General features: G+C 68.1%; 3 protein-coding genes. All 3 read right to left on the bottom strand.

Features of this window, described 5'->3' with window-relative positions; genetic code table 11:
- The coding region (locus GORHZ_RS12790; protein WP_006333617.1) for a DUF6928 family protein at positions 1-230 on the bottom strand (230 nt) is incomplete at its 3' end.
- 10 nt (positions 231-240) lie between these two features.
- Positions 241-1,260, bottom strand: a complete 1,020-nt coding sequence (gene sepH / locus GORHZ_RS12785) for a septation protein SepH (RefSeq protein ID WP_040531736.1) — start codon at positions 1,258-1,260, stop codon at positions 241-243.
- A gap of 307 nt (positions 1,261-1,567) precedes the next feature.
- The coding region (locus tag GORHZ_RS12780) for a PLP-dependent aminotransferase family protein (RefSeq protein ID WP_006333604.1) at positions 1,568-2,038 on the bottom strand (471 nt) is incomplete at its 5' end.

Below are 2,038 nucleotides of genomic sequence, written 5' to 3'. Positions count from 1 at the left end.
GAGCAGGACAGGATCGCCAGCCCTCCGTAGTGGCCGGCGTAGATGTGCGGACCGCCGGCGGCCGCGGCCGACGCCAGGTCGGTGTCGGCGACCGGCACCAGCACCCGGTCGCCGAAGAGCGCACCGGCCAGCGCCTGCGCCGCGCCGACATCGTTGGCGGGTTCGGTCCGGAGAAACGCGACCGGGTCGTCGAGGTCGATGAACCAGAGGGTGACTGCGCGTGCCGACACGTGTCTGAGGCTAGCTGTTGCCGTTGCTGCGGACGCCGAGCAGGACATCCTCCCAGGCCGGCACGGCCGGTTTACGGGACTTCCGGCGCGGCTTCGGGGTGGGCGAGGTGGTCTCGTCGACCGTCTCACCGGTTGCGGTGGCGGCAGGCGGCGACACGACGTCGGCGGGCTCGGACTCGGATTGCTCGGCGGTCGGCTCCGGGGTGTCCTCTTGGTCGTGCGGTTCGGTCCACGCCGATTGCTCGGCTGTGCCGAAATCGAGGGCGACGGTTCCGTAACCGTCGTGAGTCGGCGGCGCCGCCGAGTGCCGGGTCCGTTGCGCGTCGATGATCCGGTCGGCATCGACGGTGAACTCCTCGTGACCGTCGGGACCGTGGCCGCCGACGGGGGTGTCGTCCTGCGGGCTCAGATCAGGCGTCGCGACCGGCGTGAGTCGTCGTCGCGGTGTGATGGTCTCGGGATGAGTGAGCTCATCGGCGAGATCGTCGAGCGGATCGGCGGTTCCGCCATGCGACCCGGGCTGGAACCGCCAGTGCGCATGGTTGTCGGTACGGCCGACGTGCCAGGAGACCTGCACGACCCAGAACCCGTCGTCGCCCTTCCAGGCGTCCCACTCGACGTCCTGCTGATGCTGGCCCATCGCGATCAGTGCCTCGGACACGACCTCGCCCAGCGAGTACACCGACGGTCCGTCCTCGCGGATCGGGTGCGCCAGTGCGGCGAGTTCGGTGGCCCGGGTGCGTTCGAGCAGGACCGGGTGGGCGAACCGTTCGATCTTGTCGACGGGGACCCCGGCGATCGCCGCGACCTCCGCTACCGTGGCGCCGGCCCGGATGCGCGCCTGGATCTCTCGTGGCCGAAGTGAGCTTTCCATTTCGATCTCGATCTGCCCCATTCGTGAGATGTCACCGCGGGCCGCGGCGCGGAGGCGCTCATCGGCTGCGATCCGGTACTTCTCACCCGACTCGGGATCCTTGCAGATGACATGGGTGCCGTCGGCCTCTACACCGACGACGCGAAGCTCACGCATCTGCTCCTCCTCAGGTACCGCGAGTGCGGGCATTGCGGTCAGGGTAGACCACTGCCACGCCTTCGCGGTGTGGGACACGCGGCAAAACCGCAGATCAACAAGGTTGTTGCGCAAGCGACCACAGGGCTCTGTGGGGCTCCTGGGACCAGGTTAGCGTGCGGGTGGTGCGTGCTGTGTTCTCCTGGTCGAGTGCCCGGAGCTTACGGAGGGCGTATCGAGACCCCGTGCGGGTGAGGTGATCTCGATACACCGCTCACTCCGTTCGCGGCACTCGATCAGCGAGGGGTTCGCACTCGATCAGCGAGGGTCAGAGCCGTTCGACGACGAAATCGATGCAGGCGGTCAGCTTGCTGACGTCGTCGGGATCGATCGCCGGGAACATACCGATGCGCAACTGGTTGCGGCCCAGTTTGCGGTACGGCTCGGTGTCCACGACACCGTTGGCGCGCAGGGTCTTTGCCACCGCGGCCGCATCCACGTCGTCGTTGAAGTCGATGGTGCCGACGACCTGGCTGCGCTGGGCGGGGTCGACGACGAACGGCGTCGCGTACTCGCTGGCCTCGGCCCACGAGTACAGGCGCGAGCTGGAGTCCTTGGTCCGCGAGACGCACCAGTCGAGGCCGCCCTGGGCGAGCATCCACTGGATCTGGTTGTCGAGCAGCAGCAGCGACCCGACCGCGGGCGTGTTGTAGGTCTGGTTCTTGCTGCTGTTGTCGACGGCGGTCGGCAGCGACAGGAACTCGGGGCACCAGCGGTCGGTGTGGGCGATCTGGTCGAT

It is taken from the genome of Gordonia rhizosphera NBRC 16068, assembly GCF_000298195.1.
In the GTDB taxonomy this organism is placed as follows: domain Bacteria; phylum Actinomycetota; class Actinomycetes; order Mycobacteriales; family Mycobacteriaceae; genus Gordonia; species Gordonia rhizosphera.
The sequence above is the reverse complement of the archived record's forward strand: the minus strand, read 5'-3'. Positions and strand labels throughout refer to the sequence as shown.

Bases quoted from the DNA above. Each gene is read 5' to 3' on its own strand.
- sepH (WP_040531736.1), bottom strand. From the start codon at position 1,260: ATGCGTGAGCTTCGCGTCGTCGGTGTAGAGGCCGACGGCACCCATGTC.